Below are 20,061 nucleotides of genomic sequence, written 5' to 3'. Positions count from 1 at the left end.
AGTTAGTGTGTAATATATCCATTCTATTTACAGATGTTAAGTTGTGGTAAAATATGAGACACGTATTGTATGGACTGATATAAAGCATGGATGTCCATAATAATTGATAGATTTGGTATTAAATCATGATTGTATGGAGGTGGTGTTATGAAAGTATTCTTGAAATTAGGTTGGTTTTTTAAACAACAAAAAACGAGTTATCTCATAGGCTTAGGCACCTTATTGTTAATCGCATTAATTGAAATTGTACCGCCTCAAATCATTGGTCGTACAATTGATGAGATGACTTCTAATAGATTAACGCCTCGATTATTAGCCATTTATTTATTCATACTTGTTATTACTGCAATATTAACTTATGTTCTCAGATATGTATGGAGATTATCTATATTTGGAACAAGTCAAAAATTAGGTAAGATATTAAGGACCTATCTATATAAAAAATATACAGAAATGAGTGCTATCTTTTTCCAAAATAGAAGAACGGGTGATCTGATGGCACATGCTACGAATGATATCAGAGCTGTTCAAAATGCTGCAGGTGCAGGTATTTTAATGATTGCAGATTCGTTGATAACTGGTGGCACAGTCATTATCACGATGGCAACAACAGTCAGTTGGAAATTAACGTTAATTGCCATGATTCCACTTCCATTTATGGTATTGCTTACCAGCATTTATGGTTCGCTACTAAGTAAAGGATTTAAAAAAGCACAAGCTGCGTTTAGTAAACTAAATGATAAGACACAAGAGAGTGTGGCAGGTATCAAAGTAACTAAAACATTTGGCTATGAACCAAGTGATCAGGCGGATTTTAAGCATTTAAGTGATGATGTTGTTGCGAAAAATTTGAAAGTATCAAAAATAGATGCACTTTTTGATCCGACGATTACTTTAGTCATAGGTATGAGTTATTTCTTATCAATTGCATTCGGTGCGCAGATGGTTTTTCATAATGATATCAGCTTGGGGCAGTTAATCACATTTAATACATATCTTGGCATGCTGGTATGGCCTTTACTAGCGCTAGGCCTGTTTTTTAATATTGTCCAAAGAGCTAAAGCATCATATGAACGTATTGAGGAAATTGGCGAACTACCTAATGATATCGATACTTCATATGTCATTGATGAACGTCCTCAAGGGGATATAAGGTTTAATATAAATCAGTTTCATTTCCCGGGTAATGAGGATCAAGGTATTTATGATATTCATTTTACAATTAAAGAAGGTTCTACAGTTGGTATTGTTGGTCGTACAGGTTCAGGTAAGAGTGCATTAATTAGGTTATTATTACGAGAATTTGATACACAACACGCTCAAGATATTGAATTTGGTGGACATCCCATTCGTGATTACAATGTTGAGTTATTAAGAGCTCAATTTGGTTATGTGCCACAAGAACATTTTTTATTTTCAACAACCATACGTAATAATATTGCATTTAGTAATGAAACGATTGACGATGAGAAAATATTTGAAGCTAGCAAGCTTAGTCACATTCACGATGATATCATGCAATTTTCTAAAGATTACCAAACCGTAGTAGGCGAACGTGGTGTATCGTTATCAGGTGGTCAAAAGCAACGTGTTTCTATTGCACGTGCGCTACTCGTTAATCCAGAAATACTCATTTTAGATGATTCATTATCAGCAGTAGATGCACAAACAGAAGAAGCCATATTAGAAAATTTGGAACATCTGAGAAGCGGTAAGACCAATATTATAACGGCACATAGAATGAGTGCTGTAAAACACGCCGATTTAATTATAGTAATGAATGAAGGCCGTATCATCGAGCGTGGTAATCACGCAACACTGATGAGTAAAAAAGGTTGGTATTATGATACTTACCAGGCTCAAGCATTACAAGAGCAACTGTCTCGCAACTTGGATAGTCTAACGAAAGGGGATGGTGAAAATGACTGAAAATGCTAATCTAACAGCAAAAGATCAAGGTAGCGCACTCATTAGGTTATTTAAATACACCTTACCCTATAAATGGATTATTGTTTTGGCCTTTATTACGCTCATATTATCAACGATTGCTAGTATGATGACACCTTATATGGTGAAAATTTTCATCGATGATTATTTAACACCACGCCATTTTCCTAAAGAGACAATGGTATGGTTGATTGTTATTTTTATTAGCATACAGTTGATTGGCGCTATCACCCTTTACTTTAGCCAATATTTATTTCAATATTTAGCATTTAAAGTAATTCAACAATTAAGGATTGATGCATTTAATAAGCTGGGTAAATTAGGTATGAGATACTTTGATAAAGTACCTGGTGGTAGCATTGTTTCTCGACTTACAAATGATACAGAAACGATTGTTGATATGATTGTAGGTGTTTTTTCCACATTTATAATGGCATTCTTTATGATGATTTCAAGTTACATCATGATGTTTGTGTTAGATGTCAAATTAGCTTTAATTGCGCTCATTTTTTTACCTATCATAATGATAATATTAGCAAGTTATAGAAAGTATTCTGCTTTTTTATTTTCAAAGTCAAGACAACGGTTATCTGATTTAAATTCGAAGTTAGCGGAATCTATAGAAGGCATGAAAATTATCCAAGCCTTTAATCAAGAACGCCGATTAAATAAAGAATTTAATAAGATTAATGATGAACATTATCAATATATGTTAAAAACTGTTAAATTAGATAGTCTTTTACTTCGCCCTGCAATCAGTTCTATTTCAATTTTTGCGGTTGTAATGATTCTTGGATACTTTGGAGTAATCAGCTTTACTACTGGCATCACTGCAGGTGTGGTGTTTGCTTTTGTACAATATATGGAACGTTTTTTTGAACCTATCAATCAAGTAAGTCAAAATTTAAATATACTGCAACAAGCGCTGGTTTCAGCAAGTAGAGTGTTTGCACTCATCGATGATGATACGTATGAACCACAACAAGAAGCAAACAATGACAATGCTATTGAGACCGGTGAAATCGAGTTCGACAATGTGAGCTTTAGTTATGACGGAGAAACAGACGTGTTAAAAAACATTAGTTTGACCGCGAAACCAGGAGAAATGATTGCACTTGTCGGTCATACAGGTTCTGGTAAAAGTTCTATCATCAATCTCTTCATGCGTTTCTATGAATTCAATCGCGGTGATATTAAAATAGACGGCAATTCAATTAAAAAGATACCAAAAACAGAATTGAAAGAAAAAATTGGCTTGGTTTTACAAGATGCCTTTATGTTCTATGGCACGATAGCTTCAAATATTAAACTTTATCATCCTTCAATGACATTTGAACAAGTGAAAGCAGCAGCAGAGTTTGTTCATGCAAATCATTTTATTGAAAAACTGCCAAATCAATATCAACATAAAGTGATTGAGAAAGGTAGCGCATTTTCAAGTGGTGAAAGACAGTTGATTGCTTTTGCAAGAACAATTGCAACAAATCCTAAAATCCTAATTTTAGATGAAGCCACAGCGAATATAGATTCAGAAACAGAGGAACAAATCCAACAATCTTTGAATAAAATGAGAAAAGGCCGTACGACATTAGCGATTGCCCACCGATTATCTACAATTCAAGATGCTGATCAAATATTTGTATTAAATAAAGGGGAAATTGTTGAACGTGGTACGCATGCACAATTGATAGCACAAAAAGGTATTTATCATAATATGTATTTATTACAGAATGGATAAAACTGTTATCATAATTAATTTAAATATAAGTATAGGCATAGGATGACGAGTGTGAAACTCGATGTCCTATGCCTATATTAATAGGTCCAATGTTTGATTAACCGACATACACATCTTGATATTCATCATGTTTTTCAATAACGCTTTTAGCAAATGGACATGTAGCAGATACTTTTAAATTATTGTCACGTGCGTAATCAACAACAGCTTTAACTAACTGAGAACCAATACCTTGGCCACCCATTTCTTCTGGTACACCAGTGTGGTCAATATCGATTTGATTATCATTTTGTTGGTTAAAAGTAATTTGAGCTTGTGGATTATTTTCGTCATCACCAATGTAAAATTTGTTTGTACCTTGTTTAATTTCAGCCATAATATCGCTCCTTAATTTTTGTCTATAGTTATTAAATATCACATTTTAGCGACTATTAAACAATTTGTGATTGAATGAAATGAGAAGAAATGTAATAGATTGAGTTAAAAGCATTGAAATATTGCAAAAATAAGTTTATAGTTTTAACGAAATAATTTCGATTTGGAGGGGCGTTTTTTGAAGAAAAGTATAATAATCATGCTGACATGTGTAATGATGATTACATTAAGTGCGTGTGGTAACATCAATAAAAGTGAGAAAAAAGACGTCAGTACAAATAATAAACTTAAAATATATACAACAGCTTTTGCTTTTCAAAGTTTTACGGAGCAAATTGGTGGCAAATATGTAGATGTTGAATCAATTTATCCGCCTGGCGCAGATATGCATTCTTTTGAGCCAACACAAAAAGAAATGGTGAATATTGCTAAGAGCGATTTATTTATTTATTCTAATCAAGATATGGATCCTGTCGCTAAAAAAATTGCGGGCTCAATCAATAATGAGCATCTAAAATTACCTGTAGCAGCGAATTTAAAGCAAGCTGATTTATTATCAAATCATGAACATGACCATGAGCACGAAGGACACGAAGCGCATGAAGAACACGATGAACATGAAGGGCATGATCACGAAGAGGGTAGCAAAGATCCACATATTTGGCTAGACCCAGTTCTAAACAAAAAGATGGTGAAAGCGATTAAGGATGACTTAGTGAAAAAAGATTCACGCCATAAAGCATATTATGAAAAACGTTATAAACAACTTATTGCTGATTTGGATGATATTAATCATGAAATGAAAGATATTACTTCAAATCCTAAACGAGATACAGTAGTGATTTCGCATGATTCTATTGGTTATTTAGCCAATCGTTATGGATTTAAGCAAGAAGGTGTCAGTGGTATGAATAATGAAGAACCTAGTCAAAGGGATTTAATGGCTATTGTTAAGCGCATTGATGATACAAAACAACCATATGTGCTTTATGAACAAAACATCTCTTCTAAAGTAACAGATGTTATTCAGAAAGAATCTAACACAACACCGCTTAGCTTGCACAATATGGCTACACTATCTAAAAAAGAAATGAATGATAAAGATATAACCTATCAATCACTTATGAAAGAAAATATTAAATCATTGGATAAAGCATTAAATCATTAATTAGAAAAAGGCGCGCATAACCATTTATGAACTGTCATAAATAAGCTATGTGCACCTTTTTTATTTTGAGCACTTTTCCGTCAGTATCAATCTAATGAACTTATATTATAAAAATAATAGTCGGTATTAACAAAAGGCATGGTCTAAGTTAGTTAATCATATCTAATATAAGAAACAGTTGTATTATAATACTCTTCTAAGCCATGAATACCATCAGCGCCACCTAAGCCAGATTCTCTCCAACCAGCATGAAAACCATTAACTACTTCTTCGGCTTCACAATTGGCAGAAACTTCAACAAATTTAAGTTTTTCAGTAGCTAACATAATTTCTTTTAAGTTTTCAGAAAAGATATATGATGATAAGCCTGCATTCGTATCATTGGCTTGGTTAAGCGCATGTTCAAATTCAGAATATGTCACAATTGGTAAAACAGGACCGAATATTTCTTCTTTGAACGCACTGTCTTCGGGATTGATATGATCTAAAATAGTAGGAGCATAAAAGAAACCAGAACGCTTAATTTTATGAACACCAGTGATTTATTGAGCACCATTTTATACAGCATTTTGTACTTTGTCATCTATACTGTCAAGTTGTTGTTGATTAATAATGGCACCATAATCTGTAGATTCATCAAACGGATCGCCGACTGTTAATTGTTCCATTTGAGCTTTCAATTTGTCGATAAATGTATCGTGAACATCTTGGTGGACAAAAATACGCTCAGGACAAGTGCAAACTTGACCAGCATTATTTATTCTTGCTGTAACAATATAATTAACGGCTTTATCTAAGTCAGAATTTGGTGTAACGATAACTGGCGCGTTACCTCCAAGCTCTAAGTTCACTTTTTTGACTGTAGAGGCACTTTCAGCATAGACAGACTTGCCAGCGCGCATACTACCGGTTAATGAAATGAGTTGGATATCAGGATGTTGTGCTAGTTGCGTTCCTACAGTTTCACCTGTACCTGGTAATATTTGTACTAGGCCAGCAGGTATCGTTGAGGCACGTAGTAATTCTGCGATTTTTAATGTAATTAAAGAAGTTGCTTCACTTGGTTTAATGACAACAGAGCAACCAGTAATAACAGCAGGAATCACTTTTCTCATCAAGACCATAATTGGCGCATTCCAAGGTACAATGCCTGCAGTTACTCCAATCGGTTTTTCGTTAGTAAAATGGTTTCATTTTCACGACTATTTTGTAAAACTTCTCCTTTATTATTCATACTCAATCCAGTCATATAGTCAATGAATTGAATAGCTCTATCAATTTCACCTTTTGCTGAAGCTAAGGTTTTACCTTGCTCTTTAACATAAAGTTCAGCTAATGTATCTTTGTTTTGTTCTAATAATGGAATGAGCAATTTAACATGATCAGCGCGTGTAGGCTCTGGTGTTTTTTCCCATTCTAATTGAGCTTGTTTGGATTTTTCTACAGCATCATTGACTTCGGCTTCCGTTGCAAATGTAATCGTATCTATTTTTTTCTCTTGTTGCAGGGTTGATAACATCCATTGTGTCAGTAGATTTACTTGCTATAAATTCATTGTTTATAAATAATTGATTCAATTGTGACACCTCCACAATATATACATAACACTTAAGTAATGTTGAAAAACCGAACGCTTGATTTTCATTGAAACGTACATTCAATATATTATTTTATATGTCCAACTGAAAGTGCTTAAAACGGACTAATGCTAAATTTGGAGCGGGTGATATATTTTTTATACTTATATGTTGACAGAAAGTGAATAGCCCATTATAATTTATCTCGAATTCGAAATAAATTTAGGGATTAGGTGAATAAAGTGGATCGTACACAAATATCTTTAAATACATTTGTTGGTTTAAATCGAACCTTAGATCATCTAATGAAAATCGTTAAAACAGATGTGCAACGTTATGGATTAAATGTAACAGAATTTGCTGTAATGGAGCTGCTTTACAATAAAGGTGACCAACCCATTCAACGCATCGGTAATCGTGTATTAATAGCAAGTAGTAGTATTACGTATGTCGTAGATAAATTAGAAGAAAAAGGCTGTGTAGTTAGACAACGTAATGAGAAAGATAAGCGTGTGACGAATGCATCTTTAACCGATAAGGGACGTAGTATGATGGATGAAATATTCCCAGATCATGCATCAACATTAGAATCTACTTTTTCAGTACTAACAGATGAAGAAATAACGGTATTACAAACAGCTTTAAAAAAATTAAGTGCTCAACCGATTGAATAAAAGGGCACTTAAAATTTTTATCAAAAATTACTTCGAAATCGAGATAATTATAAGAGAGAGGCGTTTATTATGACAAATAACCAATTATTAGGTATTCATCATGTCACAGCAATGACAGATGATGCGGAAAGAAACTATCAATTTTTCACAGAAGTATTAGGTATGAGACTCGTTAAGAAAACAGTAAATCAAGATGATATTTATACGTATCATACATTTTTTGCGGATGACGAAGGCTCGCCTGGAACGGATATGACATTCTTTGATTTTCCTAATATTCCTAAAGGGGCAGCAGGTACAAATTCAATTACACGTCCTTCATTTAGAGTGCCAAACGATGAAGCGTTGGAATATTATGAGCAACGATTTGACGAATTTAATATTAAACATGAGGGTATACAATCACTCTTTGGTACAAAGGTATTACCGTTTGAAGAGGTAGATGGTCAAAGTTACCAACTGGTGTCTGATGAGCATAATAAAGGTGTGGCACCAGGTAAACCATGGAAAAATGGTCCAGTACCAATGGATAAAGCAATCTATGGTCTAGGTCCTATCGAAATTACCGTGAGTTATTTTGAAGATTTTATGAAAATACTTGAAGATGTATTTGGCATGACAGTCTTAACTAAAGAAGACGGAGTAGCCATTTTAGAAGTCGGTGAAGGGGGTAATGGGGGTCAAGTTATCTTAAGGAAAGATACAGATGGACCTGAAGCAAGACAAGGTTATGGTGAGGTGCATCATGTATCATTTAGACTAAAAGATCATGCAACAATCGTACAATGGTTAGAAAAATATCAAACATTAGGTATCGGTAATTCTGGTTTAGTAGATCGATTTTATTTTGAAGCGTTATATGCACGAATAGGACATATATTAATTGAAGTTTCTACAGATGGACCTGGATTTATGGGTGATGAGCCTTATGAAACATTGGGTGAAAGTCTAGCTTTACCACCATTTCTAGAACCACAAAGAGCCTATATTGAATCAGAAATACGTCCGTTTGATACAAGCAGATAAAAGGACTTTTGGTTAGAGTAAACCACCATAGCATAAGATATAAAGGGAAATTTAAATTCAAATATTTAAGGAGGTAATTTTATGGAAGCAATTCAACATATTCATCATATTTCGGCAATTGTAGGTAATCCAGAAGAAAATATTCGATTTTACAGAGATGTATTAAATCTAAAATTAATTAAAAAAACGGTTAATTATGATGATCCATCCACTTATCATCTTTACTTCTCAAATGGAAATATTGAAAATGGTACGATTTTAACGTTTTTCAATTGGCCAAATGCACATAAAGGTCGTAAAGGAAATGGGCAAGTCGAACGCATTGCTTTTAGAATACCTAAAAACTCAAGGGATATTTGGAAAGCACATTTACAAGCACATCAAATTGAAGTAGTAGAAACTAGATTGTTTGATCGTGAAACATTAGAATTTAACGATACACATGACTTACCTTTAGCACTAGTTGAAGCAGATGACGATAACGACCAAACTGACGCACAGAGTATCATTGGATTTCATGGGGTGACTTTATTATCTAGTCATCCTAAGGCAACGTTGAATACACTAGTAAACGATATGGGTCTTCATAAAGTGAACGAAGATGACAATGTGGTACATGTTGAAACAAAAGGCCATTGGCAACATCATGTGATTATCAAAAAAGAAAGCGCTCAAATGAATGTTCGTTGGGGTGTTGGTGTTGTTCATCACATTGCTTGGTCAGTTCCAACTGATAAAGTACAACGAGAATGGTTAGTTAAAATGACTGGTAAAGGTTATCATGTGACTGACGTTAAAGATCGCAACTATTTCAAAGCTATTTATATGAAAGAGCAGGGTGGCATTATCTTTGAATTTGCGACAGAAGGCCCTGGTTTTACAGTGGATGAACGATTTGAAACATTAGGTACGCATTTAGTATTACCACCTCAATTTGAAGACAGAAGAGAAACGATACTTCAATTGCTACCACCTATTCGTATATAGAAAATAGATATAAGAGGAGGCACACTTGATATGGAACATATTTTTAGAGAAGGTGAAGCAAATGCACCTACATTGATTTTACTACACGGGACAGGTGGAGATGAAAGTGATTTATTACCATTAAGTCAGCTACTTAACCCTAAGTATAATGTGTTAAGTATAAGAGGTGAAGTATCTGAGAATGGAATGAACCGTTTCTTCAAACGTCACGGTGAAGGACAATACGATATAGAGGATTTAAACTTTCGAACAGATAGACTCATTGCATTTTTAAAAGAAGCTGCTGAACGCTATGGTTTTGATTTATCGCTAGCAATTCCTGTAGGTTTTTCAAACGGTTCTAATATTGCAATCAGCATGATTTTACATCAGGACATTTCATTTCAAACAGCACTGTTATATGCACCACTTTATCCGGTGAATGATGCGAATGATAAAGATTTAAGTGGTATGCATGTATTACTTTCAATGGGTGAACATGACCCAATTGTTACAAGCAAAGATAGTCAAAATGTCATTGATTTATTCGAAAACCGTGGTGCAAATGTCACGCAAGTTTGGGTGAATAGTCACGAAATGACTCAAGCAGGTGTGGTAGCGGGTCGAGACTTATTAAATAATATTTTTAAATAATTTCCCAATATAAGTCACCATTTGTTATACATGATACAAAGTGTAGATGGCTTGTGGCGATTTCAATTTTAGAAAATGAAGTCAATCTAGACTATAATATATGGATAATAGAAAAGGTGGCGATCATAATGAATCATCAAGCGTTGATAGTGATGGATATGCAAAATGGTATTGTAAATGGTTTGCAGCAAAAAGAAAATATAATAGCTAATAATCAAAAAGTAATTGAGACTGCACGTCGTAATAGTATGCCAGTCATTTTTGTACGTGTTGCGTTTACAGGGGAATATATGGAAGTTTCACCAAATAATAAAATGTTTTCGCAAATGAAAGCAAAAGGCGTGCCTATGAATAAACAAGATGAATCAACTCAAATTGTTGAAGCGTTGAATCGCCAAGCAAAGGAACCCCTTGTAACGAAGCATCGATTAAGTGCGTTTACTGGTAGTAATTTAGAGGTGTTATTACGCGGTTTGCAAGTTGATCATCTTGTACTTACAGGTGTGAGTACAAGCGGTGTCGTATTATCTACAGCAGTTGAAGCGGCAGACAAAGATTATAAGCTAACGCTATTATCAGATGCAATGGCCGATCAAGATGTAGAAAAACATCAATTTTTAATCGACAAAATATTAACGCGTTATGCAGATGTGACAACAGCAGAAGCATGGTGTAACAGTTAAAATAAAAATAAAGGCCCTATGTTATATTTCAAACATTTACATGACTTTAGCATTAATCATGTCGTTGAAATCATAACATAGGGCTTTATAGTTACATAAGGCCGATGAGTTTCATCCATAAAGAGCCGATACCTAACCATACAATAAAGTAAAATATCGCAAGTACGGCATTCATCGTCCACCATCGATTTTGAGAAACATAGCCTGCTGAATATAAAATAGGTGCAGGACCACTACTATAATGTGTAGTAGATGCCATTAAATTACCGAAGAAACCTAACATTAACGCACTGAAAAGTGGTGGTGCACCAGTAGCGATAGCGACGCCTAATAATGCTGAGTACATAGCACTTACATGCGCGGTTGAACTAGCAAATAAATAATGAGAATAGAAGTAGAATAAGATTAATAGTACTAACACGATTGGCCAACTAAGACCTCCTAAACTACCTGAGATAGACTTACTTAGCCAAGGAATAAAGCCCAGTTCATTAAGTTGATTAGCCATCATTACTAATATTGAGAACCATACTAATGTATTCCAAGCACCAGTTTCTTTGAGTACGTCACTCCAAGTAAGGACACCGGTAATGAGTAATAAGGATAGTGCGATAAAAGCGGTTAATGTCGCATTGATATTTAACGTGCTACCTAATACCCAAAGTGCAAGTGCAACGAGAAAGATGCTAACCATAAATTTTTCACTGGTCGCCATTTTACCCATATCTTTAAGCTCGTTTTGAGCCCAAGATTTCGCATTAGCAGTTTCTTTAATTTCTGGAGGATACATTTTATAAATAATTAATGGCACAAGGATTAACGATATGATACCAGGGATGAGTGCTGCAATAAACCATTGCATCCAGGTAATATCTACGCCTTGATGTTTCGCTAAAGATTGAGCCAAAGGGTTGCCTGCCATAGCAGTAAGAAACATGGCAGCTGTAATAAGGTTGCCGTGGAATTCTGTAAAGATAAGGAATCCACCCATTTTACGTTGGGTACCATCTTCAGGTTTTGATCCAAATGAACGGGAAAGTGCATTAATGATTGGAAACATAATACCACCAGCACGTGCTGTATTACTTGGTGTGGCAGGTGCTAAGATTAAATCTACACCAATCAATGAATAGCCCAAGCCTAAAGTTTTCTTACCAAATAATTTAACAAATTGTAAGGCGATGCGTCGGCCTAGACCTGTTTTTACAAATCCTCTTGAAATAAAAAATGCCATTGCTATAAGCCAAATACTACTATTTCCAAATCCAGAAACTGCCGTGTCTATCTTAACGGTTTGCGTTAATACCGCGAGTGTAAAACCAATCATTGCAACGGCGCCTATTGGAAGTGGTTGTGTAATACAACCAATAATTGTTGCTACAAAAATTGCAAACATATGCCATGCGCCAACATCTAAGCCTTCTGGTCTAATTGGGGTAAGTAGCCAGATAATGATACCAATCAATATGGGAAAGATAAATTTTCTGTAGTGGATGTCACTATTCATATTATGATGCACCTTTCTTGTCCTTTTATTTGATAAAAAACTAAATATAGTACAAGTATATGATATTAAAATCGTATTTAAGAAAACTAGCGTAGAAGACGCAACTAAAGCGCTTACCACACTAAATTTAACATCATATTAATTTATTATAAGATTTTTCATAATAATTATAGTTCTGTCAAAACCTTATGTAAAGCTAGCTTTTAGAAAAATAATGGCAACATCATTAACTTATAGCGTATAAGTTAATGATGTTGCCATTTACAGAGATATTTTATTGTAATAAGCAATAGTTTAGCATTTTTAAATGGGGGTTATTTACGTGAAATACCTTTTATCAAAATTGGAAATAATAATATAAAACCAAAGATCCCCATAACAGGAAATACTTTTCCTATTAAATCAATAAACCCAATGAAGGTCGTAGCAAAGGTAAGGACTGCCATCCAAATAATCATAATATAATAATGTTTGCTATAAGGTCTTGTAAATCTAGAAGCAAATGCATACATAAGACCCACGACAGTATTATAAATAACTAATATCATAACGATAGACATAAATAAACCAATCATAGGAGAAATTTCTTTTGCTAATAATAGTGATGGCAGTGCGACATCTTTTATGTGAGAGAATTGCGATACCATGCCTAAGTTTAACATAAGCAATAAGAAAGTAATGATTAAGCCACCTATCATGCCTCCGTAAACAGAGGAAGATTTAAATTTTAAACGACCTCCCATTACAGATAAAAAGCTGAACGCTGCTGCAATTTGTAAGCTCCCATAGTTAATTGCATCGAACCACCACCATTGATCAGAACGAGTCCCGGTATTCGTGTATTGATTGGGATCACTAAAGCTGAGTGAACCGGTCATTAAATAATACATAGCAATAATAGTAACGATAATAACTAAAAAAGGTGTGACCATACCTAGAATTGCGATGAGGCGTTCAAATTTTAAGAATAATGTTATTAAAATAATTGAAATTAAAAGTACAGAACTCAATGCATATGGTATATTAAAACTTTCATGAATCGTTGAAACCCCACCTGCCGTCATAATCATAGCGAGTGCAAGTAGAAATAAAGTTAAGATGATATCAAATAAAGTGGCAATACGCTTGGGTAAATAATACTTTATAGGTCCAGTGTGATTATGTGCATTTAATTTATAGCCAGTTTGGAGTACAAAAATGCCACCTAGAGTGACAATACAACCCGTTATAATCACGCCCCAGATACTGTAATTGCCATTACTGGTAAAGAATTGGAATATTTCTTGACCTGTAGCAAATCCAGCGCCTACAACCACACCAACAAAAGCAAATGCCACAATAATAATTTCTTTTAAACTTGTCATAGTCATATAAATCCTTTCAATGGTGTAGATAATATAAATGTCATTCATATATATAAACTCACAATTTATTATTTTAGCTTAAAATAAAATAAATTGAAAAGAAAAAGTATTTTTGATAAGAACAATTGTATTTTTAGAGAGAACTTAAAAGTGCGCACATAAACGTATTTAGATTAATGGTTTATCAAAGTGGGTAAATGATGAAGGTTCTTTGGATGCGTTAAATTTAAAAATTTGATAGTATGTTTTTTTATTATGTGATAAATGTTTAAAGTGATTTGGAAGATAACGAAATTTAATCTGTATAAGAGAGAGGGAACAAAGTGACTTTATTAAACTTACCACTAACATTACTCATTGTTATCTTTTTAGCGTTGGGTATTTTTAGCCAATGGTTCGCCGATAAAATAAAATGGCCATCCATCGTTGTTATGGCTATTGTAGGGTTGCTTGTGGGCCCTATTTTTGGATTGATTAACCCTCAAGAAAGTTTGGGTCAAGAGGTGTTTAGCCCACTCGTTTCGTTGGCAGTTGCAATCATCTTGTTTGAAGGTAGCAGTAACTTAGATTTTCGTGAGTTAAAAGGTATCTCTAAAGCAGTTATAAGAATCATTACTATGGGGGCAGTGATTGCTTGGATTTTAGGATCCATGGCTTTACATTTTGTATTAGGTTTCTCAGTAACGATATCACTTGTATTAGGTGGCTTATTTTTAATTACGGGTCCTACCGTGATTCAACCATTATTAAAACAAGCGAAAGTTAGGAAAAGTGTAGATTCCATCTTAAGGTGGGAAAGTATTATTCTTGATCCTATTGGACCAATGTTAGCGTTAGGTGCATTTTATGTTTTTCAAATCGTAGAGCAAGGTTTTGAGATTCAAATTATTTTAAGTTTTGCTTTACGTTTTGTTATTGCCATTGTTATAGGTTTTGGCGCATCTTATTTATTTATGTTGCTCATTAAAAGAGATCTCATTCCACAAAATTTAATGCCACCTATCCAATTGGTATTTATTTTACTTATTTTTGCAATATGTGATGAAATATTGCATGAATCAGGGCTACTTGCGGTAACCATATTTGGGTTAATGATGGCACGTATGAAGCGTCATGATTTGATCTTTAAAGAATCAGATCATTTTATTGAAAATGCATCTTCTATTATGGTTTCTACCGTCTTTATATTAATTACGTCTTCGTTAACTTTAAATGTGTTAGAAAGTATTATATCGTGGAAACTATTTATATTCTGTGCAGTCATGATTATATTAGTCAGACCTATTTCTATATTGTTATCTACGATGAATACTGAGATTTCTAAACGGGAAAGAGCTATGGTTTCAATGATGGCACCACGAGGTATTGTCGTACTTACTGTTGCACAGTTCTTTGGAGGCTTATTTGTAGAAAAAGGAACACCCATGGCAGAATACATCACGCCTGTTACATTTGGATTAGTATTTATAACTGTGGTCATTTATGGCTTTAGTTTTCTACCGTTAAGCAAAATGATGCACCTTTCAAGTACGGAACCACCTGGCGTCATTATTGTTGGAGAAAGTGAATTTTCATTTCATTTAGGTGCGAAATTGAGGGAACATCACATTCCAGTTATGACTTTTAATTTATTTAATAACACATCAAAACGAGCACAGGAATTAGATTTTGAAGTATTTGAAGGCAATTTATTATCTAGTAATGATCGTATATATGCCGATATGACACGTTACAATAAATGTTTATTAATGACTCAATCTTTTGTGTTCAATAGTTTGGCGTTTAATGAATTAGTGCCTGAGTTTGGTTTGAAAAATGTCAACATGATGCCAGTTTCTTTTAGTGATGAACATGCGCGAAGTAACTTAGATGGACCAATTAGAAATCACATACTATTTGATTCTAATTTTACGTCGCATTGGTTTAATCGCTATATCGTCGAACATAATATTTTAGAAATGCCAGTTTCGAGTAAGGATAATTTAACGGCTTATGACATGGTCCTCTATCATATTGATGATAATAACGAAGTCACATTTAAACGTGATAATCAAAATATTACAAATTCAGAAGAAGGTATGATTGGCTATTTAAAAGATGCTTATTTACATTCGAATATATAAAAAATCCCCGTCCATACAGATTGAAAATCATGTGTGAACGGGGTTTTTTATGAATACTGATTAGTTAACATAACGATCATGCATAAGTTCTTTTAAAATATCGATTTTTTCTTGAATATCTTGTCCGGTGTTTGTATGTCTTATTTTTTGTCGTTGTAATTCCTTATCGACGACACGACGTATAGAAAGTTCATCAGCGCCATTCAGTAAAACATGTTTTTTGGAATTAAAATGTTGGTGTGCGACTAGTTGCATACCAAATGAATTATAAAGTAATGTATAACCTGCGATACCTGTTGTTGACTGATAAGCTTTCGAAAAGCCACCATCAATCACAATCATTTTTCCTTCAGCTTTAATTGGATCTTCACCATCAATTTCTTTGACAGGTGTATGCCCATTGATAATGTGCCCTTGTTCAGGGTCTAAGCCAAAATCTTTGAGCATTTTTTTACACATATTAACATCCTCACGCAAATGGTAATAAGGGTTTTTAGTTTCTTTATGCGCTGTTTTGTCTTTAATAAAGTAACGCTCGAAAGTCGTCATAGCGCGTTTGCCAAATAGTGAAGAGTATTTACCAGTCCAAAGATACCATACTAAATCTGTGGCTAAATCGTCTTGAATATCTTTGTGATTAAAAGCTTCTCTGACGTAATCTTCAAAATGGTCTAATAAATCTCTGCCATAGCATTTCACATCGTTGATAACCATTGATTCCATTTCACCATTTTCATCTACTGGAATACAGCCGTGAATCAATAAATTACCGTTATAAGGCAGGTAAAGCGTGCCTTTTTGCATAAGGAAGGTCATATGTCGTTTCAATTTTTCTGATTGTTGGACAGATAATAATAGTTTATCCATCACTTCTGACTCTTCGTCTGTGAGTTTGTTTGGATCATTTGGGTCAATCGTTTGGAAACAAGTATTTTCTAATGGATATGTTTTTCCATAGAGTGTTGCTTCATTTTTTTCATAGTTAATACTTTCTAATACCAATCGTTCTTCCATTTCAAAAGTAGGGCGACGTTTAATGATTGGTGCCTCTAATTTAAATTGTATGATGGCGATGGCTTGATGAATTTTTGTGATTTGCTCAAGTTCTAATTCAGTTAAGCCTTCAGCATTTTTAGGTCTGAATGCTTTGTTTTTTCCATCATAATGTTTTTCTGCAAGGGTTAATAAGGGTCTTAAATTGATACCATAAGCATCCTCAATAATGTCTAAGTTATCATAACGTGCACAAATGCGAAGTAGGTTTGCAAGGCAAACTTTGGAACCTGCATAGGCGCCAATCCAAAGGACATCATGATTTCCCCATTGAATATCTACTGAAGGATAATCAATCAGTGTTTCCATAATTTTATCAGGTTCTGGTCCTCTGTCGTAGATATCGCCAACAACATGAAGGTGATCCACTACAAGGTGCTGAACTGTGAAAGATAAGCCAATGATCAAATCATCTGATTGTTCTAGCTCTATGATTTGATTAATTAATGTTTCATAATAAGAATGTTTATTATTATATTTATTACTTTTATATAACAGTTCTTCTATAATAAAGACGTAATTTTTTGGTAAAGATTTGCGTAACTTTGTGCGCGTGTATTTGGATGAAGCATAGGTGATTAGTTTTATCAGACGATTAATCGTTGTAATGTACCACTCATTGAGCTCGGATTTTGAGCTAAAGCTGTTTTTAATTAATTTAAGTTTTTCTTCAGGATAGTATACAAGCGCAGAAAATTCATTAATTTCTTTGCGTGTCAAAGTATCTTGGAAGATATCATTAATTTTTGAACGAACGTTGCCTGAACCATTACGCAATACGTGTTGAAAGGCATGAAATTCACCGTGTAAATCACTCACAAAATGTTCAGTACCTTTAGGGAGTTCCAAAATAGACTCTAAATTAATAATTTCTGTTGCAAGTTCTTCTTTAGTATTAAATTGTTGTGAAAGTAAATCTAAATATCTATCTTTTAGGCTCTTATCTGCTGATTTCTGCATGGTTATGTCACTCCAGTTGTAAAAATATCGTAATTATGAAATGCATTTTATAAAACGCTTCCAAATTATGTTTCTTATTGTAGCATTAATTGGCACGCCTTTGTCTATTTCTTATTATATTATGAAGTTAAATTAAATTCTAAAAAATGGATTGAGTGTATATTACTAACTGAAAAATTTAAGGTTTATTAGTAAGCGCATATGTTAGAAAAGTAGAAAAAGGAAATGATGCTACTCAAATATAATAAAATGGGGATTTATATAAAAGTTGTAGGAAACATACATTTTAATGAATGTTATTTATTGTATAATTAACATTGTGTAGTAATTTTACCATTATAATTTTGGAGCTTGAAAATACTGTTAAATCAATGATTAATCGCTATAAAGCTGTATTTTATTGGTTTTATTTGAAAAAAATTATTGATTTACTGTTTAATTTATAATTTATTTTTGTATAATATATGCATGTAACAAAATTATAAGGGGGCGTTTTGTTTCATGTTTACATTAGGGACATCATTATCGAGTCAAGTCGATCCAAACTGGCAAACATATATCATGCTTGTCGTTTATTTTGTGGTATTGCTAGTGATTGGGTACTATGGCTTTAAACAATCTACCGGTAACGTCAGTGAATATATGCTGGGCGGTAGAAACATTGGTCCATATGTAACTGCATTATCTGCAGGCGCATCTGACATGAGTGGTTGGATGATTATGGGATTACCTGGTGAAGTATATACTACCGGTTTATCAGCAGCCTGGTTAGCGATTGGATTAACACTTGGCGCATACATAAACTATATTGTTGTTGCACCTCGACTTCGTGTATATACAGAGAAAGCCGGAGATGCAATTACACTACCTGATTTCTTTAAAAATAGATTAGATGATAAATCTAATTCGATTAAAATTATTTCAGGTGCCATTATCGTTGTATTTTTCACACTTTATACGCATTCTGGAATGGTATCAGGCGGTGTATTATTGGAAAGTGCGTTTGGCGTTAACTATCACATTGGTATGTTACTTGTCGCTGTGATTGTCATTGCTTATACATTTTTCGGAGGTTATTTAGCAGTATCATTAACAGACTTTTTCCAAGGTGTAGTGATGATTATTGCTATGGTTATGGTACCAATAGTTGCTATGTTGCAATTAAGCGGACTTGATACTTTTACGCAAACAGCAGAATTAAAACCGACAAACTTAGACTTGTTTAAAGGAACGACGTTTATAGGTATTATTTCATTCTTTGCGTGGGGATTAGGTTACTTTGGTCAACCACATATTATTGTACGTTTTATGTCAATTAAATCTGTCAAACAATTACCAACGGCAAGACGTTTTGGTATCGGTTGGATGGCAATCAGCTTATTAGGCGCAGTGGGTGTCGGATTGACAGGTATTACGTTTATTAATCAAAGTGGTACAGATATAGAAAATCCTGAAACACTATTCATTTTAATGGGACAAATTTTATTCCATCCGTTAGTTGGTGGATTCTTACTTGCTGCTATTTTAGCTGCGATTATGAGTACAATTTCTTCACAATTGTTAGTAACGTCAAGTTCATTAACAGAAGACTTTTACAAATTAATTCGTGGTGAGGAAGCTGCAAAGGAACATGAAAAAGAATTTGTTTTAGTAGGTCGATTATCAGTCATCATCGTAGCGATTGTTTCGATTTGGATTGCTTGGTCACCTAACGATACCATTTTGGGTCTAGTAGGTAATGCATGGGCTGGTTTCGGTGCCGCATTCGGACCGCTTGTACTCTTATCCTTATATTGGAAGGGGTTAAGTAGAACAGGTGCTGTAAGTGGTATGTTATCAGGTGCCATTGTAGTCATAATATGGATTGCATTTGTTAAGCCATTAGGCGATGTGAATGATTTCTTTAATTTATATGAAATTATACCTGGATTCTTAACTAGTTTAATCGTTACGGTTGTAGTAAGTAAATTCACGAAGAAACCACAAATTGATGTTAAAGCAGATTTAACAGATGTTCGTCGTCTGGTTAAAACTGGTGAAGATCAAAAAGAATCATAATTTAAAAAGGGGTTTAAATTATGATTTAATGTAGAAAATGATAATTGGCTATGTCTGTTATCAAAAGGGAGAAATTTTTAAATAGAGAAAAGGCTAACTTCAAGGGGGAGTTAGTCTTTTTATATTATTATAAAACAGGGTCTGACACTTATTGATGTCAGACCCTGTTTGTTTGGAATTGAATCTAT

The 20,061-nt window shown here is 33.9% G+C and carries 14 protein-coding genes and 1 pseudogene; 10 read left to right on the top strand and 5 right to left on the bottom strand.

Translation table 11 applies throughout. From position 1 onward, the window contains the following. Window positions 1-147: 147 nt before the first annotated feature. Both ACM595_RS07630 and ACM595_RS07625 read left to right on the top strand, forming a co-directional pair. Window positions 148-1,929 carry an ABC transporter ATP-binding protein gene (locus tag ACM595_RS07630; protein WP_041079314.1) on the top strand — a complete coding sequence of 594 codons (1,782 nt, stop codon included), beginning with the start codon at window positions 148-150 and terminating at the stop codon, window positions 1,927-1,929. Beyond that, entirely contained in the window at window positions 1,922-3,685 is a 1,764-nt protein-coding gene (locus tag ACM595_RS07625; protein ID WP_041079312.1) for an ABC transporter ATP-binding protein, read from the top strand. Before ACM595_RS07630 ends, ACM595_RS07625 begins: the two co-directional genes overlap by 8 nt. Before the next feature lie 97 nt (window positions 3,686-3,782). Here the strand turns inward: ACM595_RS07625 and ACM595_RS07620 are convergent, their stop codons facing one another. Next, entirely contained in the window at window positions 3,783-4,064 is a 282-nt protein-coding gene (locus ACM595_RS07620; protein ID WP_172439371.1) for a GNAT family N-acetyltransferase, read from the bottom strand. 174 nt (window positions 4,065-4,238) lie between these two features. On the opposite strand from ACM595_RS07620, the gene ACM595_RS07615 reads away from it, so the two are divergent. Further along, entirely contained in the window at window positions 4,239-5,228 is a 990-nt protein-coding gene (locus tag ACM595_RS07615; RefSeq protein WP_075339882.1) for a metal ABC transporter solute-binding protein, Zn/Mn family, read from the top strand. A gap of 152 nt (window positions 5,229-5,380) precedes the next feature. On the opposite strand, the pseudogene ACM595_RS07610 reads toward ACM595_RS07615, so the two are convergent. Further along, window positions 5,381-6,751: pseudogene (locus ACM595_RS07610) on the bottom strand (aldehyde dehydrogenase family protein). Between the two features lie 296 nt (window positions 6,752-7,047). Between ACM595_RS07610 and ACM595_RS07605 the strand changes: the two are divergent. The 5 genes from ACM595_RS07605 to ACM595_RS07585 all read left to right on the top strand — a co-directional run bounded on the left by ACM595_RS07605 (window position 7,048) and on the right by ACM595_RS07585 (window position 10,808). Continuing rightward, a complete protein-coding gene (locus ACM595_RS07605; protein ID WP_037537676.1) occupies window positions 7,048-7,479 on the top strand; it encodes a MarR family winged helix-turn-helix transcriptional regulator in 432 nt (143 codons plus the stop codon). Window positions 7,480-7,548: 69 nt separating this feature from the next. Further along, window positions 7,549-8,505, top strand: a complete 957-nt coding sequence (mhqE, locus tag ACM595_RS07600; RefSeq protein ID WP_041079308.1) for a ring-cleaving dioxygenase MhqE — start codon at window positions 7,549-7,551, stop codon at window positions 8,503-8,505. Window positions 8,506-8,586: 81 nt separating this feature from the next. After that, complete coding sequence (locus ACM595_RS07595; RefSeq protein WP_011302366.1) at window positions 8,587-9,492, top strand: VOC family protein; 906 nt, start codon at window positions 8,587-8,589, stop codon at window positions 9,490-9,492. 30 nt (window positions 9,493-9,522) lie between these two features. Further along, window positions 9,523-10,125, top strand: a complete 603-nt coding sequence (gene mhqD, locus ACM595_RS07590; RefSeq protein ID WP_069826151.1) for a methylhydroquinone degradation carboxylesterase MhqD — start codon at window positions 9,523-9,525, stop codon at window positions 10,123-10,125. Between the two features lie 128 nt (window positions 10,126-10,253). Further along, a complete protein-coding gene (locus tag ACM595_RS07585) occupies window positions 10,254-10,808 on the top strand; it encodes a cysteine hydrolase family protein (protein WP_129531105.1) in 555 nt (184 codons plus the stop codon). 91 nt (window positions 10,809-10,899) lie between these two features. Here ACM595_RS07585 and ACM595_RS07580 read toward each other — a convergent pair whose 3' ends face one another. After that, window positions 10,900-12,315 carry an anion permease gene (locus ACM595_RS07580; RefSeq protein ID WP_047504574.1) on the bottom strand — a complete coding sequence of 472 codons (1,416 nt, stop codon included), beginning with the start codon at window positions 12,313-12,315 and terminating at the stop codon, window positions 10,900-10,902. 314 nt (window positions 12,316-12,629) lie between these two features. Then, window positions 12,630-13,679: a hypothetical protein gene (locus tag ACM595_RS07575; protein WP_115338388.1), complete on the bottom strand. Its 1,050-nt coding sequence runs from the start codon at window positions 13,677-13,679 to the stop codon at window positions 12,630-12,632. A 323-nt stretch (window positions 13,680-14,002) separates the two neighbouring features. On the opposite strand from ACM595_RS07575, the gene ACM595_RS07570 reads away from it, so the two are divergent. Beyond that, window positions 14,003-15,802: a cation:proton antiporter gene (locus tag ACM595_RS07570; RefSeq protein WP_041079300.1), complete on the top strand. Its 1,800-nt coding sequence runs from the start codon at window positions 14,003-14,005 to the stop codon at window positions 15,800-15,802. 60 nt (window positions 15,803-15,862) lie between these two features. Here ACM595_RS07570 and ACM595_RS07565 read toward each other — a convergent pair whose 3' ends face one another. Beyond that, window positions 15,863-17,815 carry a fructose-bisphosphatase class III gene (locus ACM595_RS07565; RefSeq protein WP_069826153.1) on the bottom strand — a complete coding sequence of 651 codons (1,953 nt, stop codon included), beginning with the start codon at window positions 17,813-17,815 and terminating at the stop codon, window positions 15,863-15,865. A gap of 501 nt (window positions 17,816-18,316) precedes the next feature. Between ACM595_RS07565 and putP the strand changes: the two genes are divergently transcribed. Then, window positions 18,317-19,873: a sodium/proline symporter PutP gene (putP, locus tag ACM595_RS07560; RefSeq protein WP_069826154.1), complete on the top strand. Its 1,557-nt coding sequence runs from the start codon at window positions 18,317-18,319 to the stop codon at window positions 19,871-19,873. Window positions 19,874-20,061 lie beyond the last annotated feature (188 nt).

The sequence above is a fragment of the Staphylococcus sp. LKG3-1 genome (assembly GCF_048568385.1).
Lineage (GTDB): Bacteria > Bacillota > Bacilli > Staphylococcales > Staphylococcaceae > Staphylococcus > Staphylococcus saprophyticus.
Note: the sequence above shows the minus strand (reverse complement) of the source record. Positions and strands in the feature narration are given on the sequence as shown.

Coding starts and splice junctions, on each gene's coding strand:
- ACM595_RS07630 (WP_041079314.1), top strand. CDS start 148: ATGAAAGTATTCTTGAAATTAGGTTGGTTTTTTAAACAACAAAAAACG.
- ACM595_RS07595 (WP_011302366.1), top strand. CDS start 8,587: ATGGAAGCAATTCAACATATTCATCATATTTCGGCAATTGTAGGTAAT.
- ACM595_RS07585 (WP_129531105.1), top strand. CDS start 10,254: ATGAATCATCAAGCGTTGATAGTGATGGATATGCAAAATGGTATTGTA.
- mhqD (WP_069826151.1), top strand. CDS start 9,523: ATGGAACATATTTTTAGAGAAGGTGAAGCAAATGCACCTACATTGATT.
- ACM595_RS07625 (WP_041079312.1), top strand. CDS start 1,922: ATGACTGAAAATGCTAATCTAACAGCAAAAGATCAAGGTAGCGCACTC.
- ACM595_RS07565 (WP_069826153.1), bottom strand. CDS start 17,815: ATGCAGAAATCAGCAGATAAGAGCCTAAAAGATAGATATTTAGATTTA.
- putP (WP_069826154.1), top strand. CDS start 18,317: ATGTTTACATTAGGGACATCATTATCGAGTCAAGTCGATCCAAACTGG.
- mhqE (WP_041079308.1), top strand. CDS start 7,549: ATGACAAATAACCAATTATTAGGTATTCATCATGTCACAGCAATGACA.
- ACM595_RS07580 (WP_047504574.1), bottom strand. CDS start 12,315: ATGAATAGTGACATCCACTACAGAAAATTTATCTTTCCCATATTGATT.
- ACM595_RS07575 (WP_115338388.1), bottom strand. CDS start 13,679: ATGACAAGTTTAAAAGAAATTATTATTGTGGCATTTGCTTTTGTTGGT.